Source organism: Caballeronia calidae, assembly GCF_900044055.2.
Classification (GTDB): Bacteria; Pseudomonadota; Gammaproteobacteria; order Burkholderiales; family Burkholderiaceae; genus Caballeronia; species Caballeronia calidae.
The window spans coordinates 1-6023 of the sequence record NZ_FCOX02000162.1 but is presented as its reverse complement, the minus strand read 5'-3'; the positions used below and the strand labels follow the sequence as shown (position 1 = coordinate 6023).

Genomic DNA, 6023 nt, shown 5'->3' with positions numbered 1-6023 from the left:
AGCCCTGTAACCAGCCTGCATCGTCTATCCTCCGGATCCATTGCATCTTAACAGTGCCGCTTCCCACCACCCAGCACCGCCGGGAAGTTATTTCTCACTCGTTCCTTAGGAGAACGGGAGCGGATCGCCGAGAAGTGGACTGACGCTCTCAATCGTCGAACCGAGACCGTGAAAAGGGCGAGTAAGAACTCGGCGCTCTTGAGTATAGTAGAGACGTCATCAATTTGAGAGCCGTTTGTCCTGTAGGGGTATACGGGGTTGGCGCCAGACCTAGGCAGCCGGCCACATCGCGGCGGTTGAGAAACTGTCGCCAGCCGAACAGTTCCCTGACCAGCTTCCAGGCGCTGCCTGCTCTGATACCTGCAAGGCGCGCGAGTAACGCGATTGCTGGTTGAGCGTCGCTGCGAACCTCACGCTGCTGCTGCGCCTCGAGCGTCCTGATCTGGCTGGCAGCAAGCGTCAGCCGATCGCATTCGCGGTCGATCTCGGCGCGCACACCTGGCAAGAAACGGGCGGCGTTCTGTGCCCACCAATGCGTCCACGCACGCCCACCGATGCGCTCGACCTGCAGGTTGTGGAGTACCAGCAGCAAGCGGATCTGGTTGCTGTGGGCGGTACGTTCCTGTCTCAGGCGATCGAGCTCACGGTGTACCCGCCGGCCATCCTCCTGTTCGGGAGTCGGGATGCGCGCGACTGCCCGCACGCGACATTCACCCGCGTCGTAACGCATCAGCATCGACAGAAGGTTGTCGCTGTCGAGACGGTCGGTCTTGGCGCGGCGCCTGCGCCGGTTCACTTCCCTACTGGCCGAACCCACCACCAGGTTCGTAATCTGATGTTCCTCCAGGCAGCGGTGCAGCCAGAAACCGTCGCGCCCGGCTTCGTAACAGCTGCGCACCGGAGCCTCGGCGGCCAGATGACAGCGGACCTTGGCCTTCGCAATCGCCGTGAAGACTGCGGCCGTATCGCCGGCGGCTACTGTGCAGCGGCTCGGCGCGCGCACCCCATCACCCAGCGAAAGCTTCCAACTCCTGTCGCCCAGCTCGAAGGCGACATACAGCGTTCCGGTGATGGTTGTATTCTGCCCGTGAAGGGCTGTGCGAGGCGCATTCATTTACGTACCCCTCTCGGAAAACGGGTATCGGAATCCTCGTTTTACTCCAGGAAGCTTACTTCCGCGGCCCTTCCATGGTATCTACTGGACGCGAAATAGAGTCGAAAAGCTACACGCACGATGAATCTTCCTGTGTTGCGCCGGACTCGATCTATCAATGACGTGTTCAGATGTTGGTAGGTTTAAACGGTTTTGCACGATTGCGCCAGTCAATAGTTGTGATTCATACAAGTTCACATATTGATAGCGCGTGACTTGCCGAGGCGAGGTAGGATCGGGCTACCTGTGTGAAGCTCGCCCCGCTGCGAGCCGGCGCGGGTGGTGTGCCTCCTGACTTAGCCCTCGGACGAACAATGAAGAAGCAAGCGATCCGTAGAAAACACACCGTTATCGGCGCGCCGCTGCGCGTTTTACCGCTGTTGTGGGGCAACGCTGAAATGCCGCTGGAGGGTGGGGGCGCGCGGCGCACGCTGGGCGATAAGCGCAGTGCGCGTCGTGTGCCGCGGGGGGTGAACCGCCTATAAGGCCTATAAGGCCTATAAGGCCTATAAGGACCTCCCCATTTTGACAAGCGGGTTTTAAGGGTCACTGATCAAGTTCCGTTGTCGTTCGAGACGTTAGTGGTGCGGACGGCGGCGAGACAGACTGCATGCCTATAAACGACCTTGCTGGGCGTAAGCGCTCATTGCCGACGTACTTATGTCGTGAGGAATTCCAGGGCAAGCTGGTGTCCACTTCATTTTTAGGTGGACGCCATGCCAGAGGACAGCACGCTGAAGGAACGCCTGGTAACAGGCTTTGAGCGAGACGGGCGTCGCCGGCGCTTTGATCCACAGGTCAAGCGTGAGCTCGTGCAGGCCTGCCTGCGACCGGGCGTATCGGTGGCTCGGATCGCGCTCGAACACGGACTGAACGCGAACCTGCTGCGTAGATGGATCAGCCAATACGAATCGCAGACCTGCAGCGACGACGTTGTCCGGGACGGTGCGCAGCAGACGGAACCGGCGTTTGTTCCGGTGGTGGCGCCCGACATCTCCAGACGCAACGCTGCAGTCGTCGGCTGCGAGCCCCGCGAAATGTTGGCACCTGTGCAGGCGATGGCGACTTCGCGGCTGGTTGCCGAGTTACCCAATGGCGTCGTACTCCGGCTTGAGTGTGACAGTCATGACTCGGCGCTGGTGACAGCAATGGTAGACACGCTGGGGCGCAGTCATGTTTCGCTTCGACGCTGATGTGAAGGTTTACGTCCACCGCGACGCCATCGATTTCCGCAAAAGCATCGCGGGGCTCTCGACGATCGTGGAACAGGCGCTGGGACTCGATCCGTTCGCGCGGGCAGTTTACGTGTTTCGTAACCGGCGGGCCGATCGGCTCAAACTGCTTCTCTGGGAGCGAAATGGGTTCTGGCTCATGCTGCGGCGCCTGGAAAGTGACCGGTTCGTGTGGCCGCGCGGCGAAACGGTACTTGAGCTGAACGTCGAGCAACTCCACTGGTTGCTGGAAGGCATCGACCTGCAGGCGATGCACAGACATCCAGTGCGACGCTACGAGCGAGTTTGATAGCGCGCTGTGTTCGCCTGTGAGGCGTTCTTCGGGGGGGGGACGGTTTTTACAAAAATAGGTAAACCCATTGGGCCCGGCGATTCGCTATGGTTGCGGCATGACCCGCGAACGCCTCTCGATTACCGTCGAAGAATTCAACGCGCTCATCGCCGCGCGCGATGCGCTTGAGGCGTTGCGCGTCGAACACGATGAACTGCGCGGCGAGTTGCGGGTAGCGAAGGTCGAACGCGATCTCGCAAAAGAGCAGTTGCAGGTCATGTTGCGCAGGTTGTTCGGCGCGAAGAGCGAGAAGCGCGATCCCCGGCAAGAAGATCTGTTCCTGAACGAAGCCGAGATGCTGGCGCCGACCGCAGCGACGCTGCCGGCGCTGGAAGACGGTCCGGAAACCGAGGTGGCGGCACACAAACGCAAGAAGCGCGGTCGTAAGCCGCTGGATCCGGCGTTGCCGCGCGTAGTGGTTCGCTACGAGATACCGGAGGCCGAGCGGTTCTGTGCGCAGGATGGCACCGAACTGGTCGAGATCGGCGTCGAGCTCAGCGAGCAGCTCGACATCATCCCGCAAAAGATCCAGGTGATCCGTCACGAGCGGGTCAAGTATGCGTGCCGGAAATGCGATCACGGTTTGAAGGTCGCCCCGGCACCGCTTCGCATTATTCCCCGAGGGTTGTTCACTGAAGCGGCACTGGCATGGATCGTCCTGTCGAAGTTCATGGACGGGCTGCCGCTATACCGGATTGCGGCGCTGCTGCGTCGCTTTGGTGGGAACATCTCGCGTAATACGTTGGCCGCGAGTGTGATCCGGCTCGGCCAGTCGATCCAGCCGGTTATCAATCTGATGCGTGATGTGCTGCTCGACGACGAGGTCGCGCAAGGTGATGAAACCAACGTACAGGTTCTCAAGGAACCGGGCAAGGCCGCGCAGACGAAAAGTGCGATGTGGGTGCAGATGAATGTCGTCGGGCCACCCGTGCGGCTGTTCAGCTACGCGCCAGGCCATGATGCAAAATATGGTGTCGCCCTGTGGGCCGGCATGCGTAAGCACGCAGCGCTGATGAGCGACGGCGGTGATGTCTACGACCTCATCGCGAAAGCCAATGACTTGGTCCATTTGGGTTGCTGGAGTCATTGCCGTCGTTATTTCTTCGAGGCTGAAGCACTGCTGCCCAAGGAAGCGCGCGGTCCTCATCAGCCCGCCACGCAATTCCTTCATCTGATTGGCCGGCTCTATGCCGCGGAAGCGCGAGCGAAGAAAGCGGAAATGACGCCGCAACGCCGTACCGTGATTCGTCGGCGATATAGCAGCAAGGTGCTGGGCAGAATCCGTACGTTACTGGACCAGTATCTCGAAACGACATTGCCTTCGGGCAAGCTCGGACAGGCACTGGGCTATCTCAGCGCGCAGTGGCCGAAACTATGCCGCTATGTTGAAAACGGACTCTGGCCAATATGCAACAACGCCTGTGAAAATTCGATTCGTCCATTTGTAGTTAGCCGAAAGAATTTCTTATTCTGCGATACGGTGGCCGGCGCGAAGGCAAGTGCGAATCTATATTCACTTGTCGAGACGTGCCGCGCCAACAACGTCGATATCTACCGATACCTGATCGACCTGTTCAAGGCATTGCCGCATGCGAACAGTGCCGACGACTACGAAGCCCTCTTACCTTGGAAGCTGGGCCAGCCCCCGCCCGGCACCGATGTCACTGCTTAGCTGATTCAATATCAGAGCGCAAGGGGCTGACAGAGGCGGGTTGAATGAGCGCTTACGCTTCTCGCGCACCTCGCATTGCCACAGGTCTTTCTAGGACCTCGGTATATTGGGAATTCAAAGTCTTACGAAAAGCCGAGGAGTTACTAAGCTGACGGAGCGCCTTGGCGGAGGCGCATGGCAAGGAACCGTTCGGTCGCTGGCACCCGGCGGGCCTTTTTCATGGCGCAAAACAAAGCCCGCAAGCCGAGAAGAAGCCAGCGGGCCTAATGTCACGTCCCACGAGAGAGATAGCTGAACGAGACGCTGTCGCCGAGCAATGCTCGTACCGCAAGCAGGGCTTGCCAGACTCTTAATCGGCCTTTACGGTGCCCGGGTAGACTCGTCGTCGGCGCGATCCGCCGCGTCCTTCAGATCTTCCTTGGCGTTACCGACATCCTTGCGGACTTCACCCTCGACCTGTTGTGCGTCGCCCTTCGCTTCCTGCGCCGCGTCTCCCGTTACTTTTCCCACGCCCTCGTTGATCTTGCCCTTGATCTTTTCACCTTCACCCTTGACTTGATCTTCATTCATCACTGCCTCCCTGAGCGTCTGCCAATGCAGGCCTTTCGGACGCGCAAGAAAGATGCCGGCCTCCGCGCCATTTCGTATATTTGCAGTGCGGGGGTATGCGAAATGCCTGAAACAGCGGAAATCATCATCGAACGTCAGCCCGGCGGATGGGTATGGGCTGCCTTATCGCCCGGCAATAACGGAAAGGCGAGCCAGGTTCTGGCCCAGTCACATGAAGCCTTCGTAACCGAGCGGGCGGCCCGCGCCGACGCTTTTCAATCTGCTGTAGGAGGAAAGCCTCCAAAGGCGTCAGAGCCTTTAGAGGCCCTGGGAGCCGTCCTGGCCGCTGAGCAGCAGGAATTGATTGCAGGACGTCAGAAGGCCGTAGAGGCCTGGCACGCAATAAAAAGCCCCCTGAGTTAGAGCGGGCCAATTTCGAGGGAAATAGCTTTCTCTGTGCAAAACTCAACGTTCCCCTGAACGCGCTTCTAGCCTTAGTCCCTGCCGCGTTGTCTAGTTGTCTGCAAGCTGCAAGGTCCACAAGAAAAAGCCCGCCCGTGGGTCGCACGGTATGCATTTGAGCCCGTACGGGACTACGAACGTACGGGCAGTCGGGCAAGTAGAACCGCAGCCGGTCCGGAGGGGAAGGCGAGAGACTTCCTAATGGGCAAGCCTCTTGAGTCGCTCGATGCTTGCAACTATACAAGCCTTGTGACCCTGCATGACAAGCTGGGTTTCTCGCATGGTGGCCAGCAATTTGAGCGCCAAATCAGTAGCATGACCGTCCCTCGTCAGATTCTGAATAATCCTCTCTTGATGCTGTATTCGGAGCTCCGCTTGCTCAAGGTGTTGCTCAGCCAGCAGTAGCTGAAACTCTTCGGATTCGAGGTCCACGTTTCCTCCCTCAACCGATTAAGAGTACGCGCCTTATCGAGCCGAAACACGTACAAGACCACCCCGTTACGTACGGTCTAAAACAGGCGTCGATGTCCAGCCTGCGGGGAGCGGCGTAAGCGGTCCGTTGTCGGCGTCCTTCCCGCGCGATGAGTGATAGGCGATGCTGGTGTCCACTTCAACTTTCAAGTG

The 6023-nt window shown here is 59.1% G+C and carries 8 protein-coding genes; 6 read left to right on the top strand and 2 right to left on the bottom strand.

Annotated elements, in window-relative coordinates:
* Positions 1-148: 148 nt before the first annotated feature.
* A complete protein-coding gene (locus tag AWB78_RS41200; protein WP_198399477.1) occupies positions 149-1114 on the bottom strand; it encodes a transposase in 966 nt (321 codons plus the stop codon).
* Positions 1115-1467: 353 nt separating this feature from the next.
* On the opposite strand from AWB78_RS41200, the gene AWB78_RS47300 reads away from it, so the two are divergent.
* The 4 genes from AWB78_RS47300 to tnpC all read left to right on the top strand — a co-directional run bounded on the left by AWB78_RS47300 (position 1468) and on the right by tnpC (position 4388).
* A complete protein-coding gene (locus tag AWB78_RS47300) occupies positions 1468-1638 on the top strand; it encodes a hypothetical protein (protein ID WP_157697852.1) in 171 nt (56 codons plus the stop codon).
* A gap of 231 nt (positions 1639-1869) precedes the next feature.
* Positions 1870-2346 carry an IS66-like element accessory protein TnpA gene (gene tnpA, locus AWB78_RS41195; RefSeq protein WP_062612890.1) on the top strand — a complete coding sequence of 159 codons (477 nt, stop codon included), beginning with the start codon at positions 1870-1872 and terminating at the stop codon, positions 2344-2346.
* On the top strand, positions 2327-2674 hold the full coding sequence (gene tnpB / locus AWB78_RS41190; RefSeq protein WP_062612889.1) for an IS66 family insertion sequence element accessory protein TnpB: 348 nt from the start codon (positions 2327-2329) through the stop codon (positions 2672-2674). Before tnpA ends, tnpB begins: the two co-directional genes overlap by 20 nt.
* Before the next feature lie 100 nt (positions 2675-2774).
* Positions 2775-4388 (top strand): IS66 family transposase, encoded by a 1614-nt coding sequence (gene tnpC / locus AWB78_RS41185; RefSeq protein ID WP_062612888.1) that lies wholly within the window; start codon positions 2775-2777, stop codon positions 4386-4388.
* A gap of 360 nt (positions 4389-4748) precedes the next feature.
* Here the strand turns inward: tnpC and AWB78_RS41180 are convergent, their stop codons facing one another.
* Complete coding sequence (locus AWB78_RS41180) at positions 4749-4958, bottom strand: CsbD family protein (RefSeq protein ID WP_062612886.1); 210 nt, start codon at positions 4956-4958, stop codon at positions 4749-4751.
* 24 nt (positions 4959-4982) lie between these two features.
* Between AWB78_RS41180 and AWB78_RS41175 the strand changes: the two genes are divergently transcribed.
* Together AWB78_RS41175 and AWB78_RS48020 are read left to right on the top strand one after the other, a co-directional pair.
* Entirely contained in the window at positions 4983-5360 is a 378-nt protein-coding gene (locus AWB78_RS41175; RefSeq protein WP_062612885.1) for a hypothetical protein, read from the top strand.
* Between the two features lie 240 nt (positions 5361-5600).
* Positions 5601-5804, top strand: coding sequence for a hypothetical protein (locus AWB78_RS48020; protein WP_198399476.1), 204 nt, complete (start codon positions 5601-5603; stop codon positions 5802-5804).
* Positions 5805-6023: the final 219 nt, after the last annotated feature.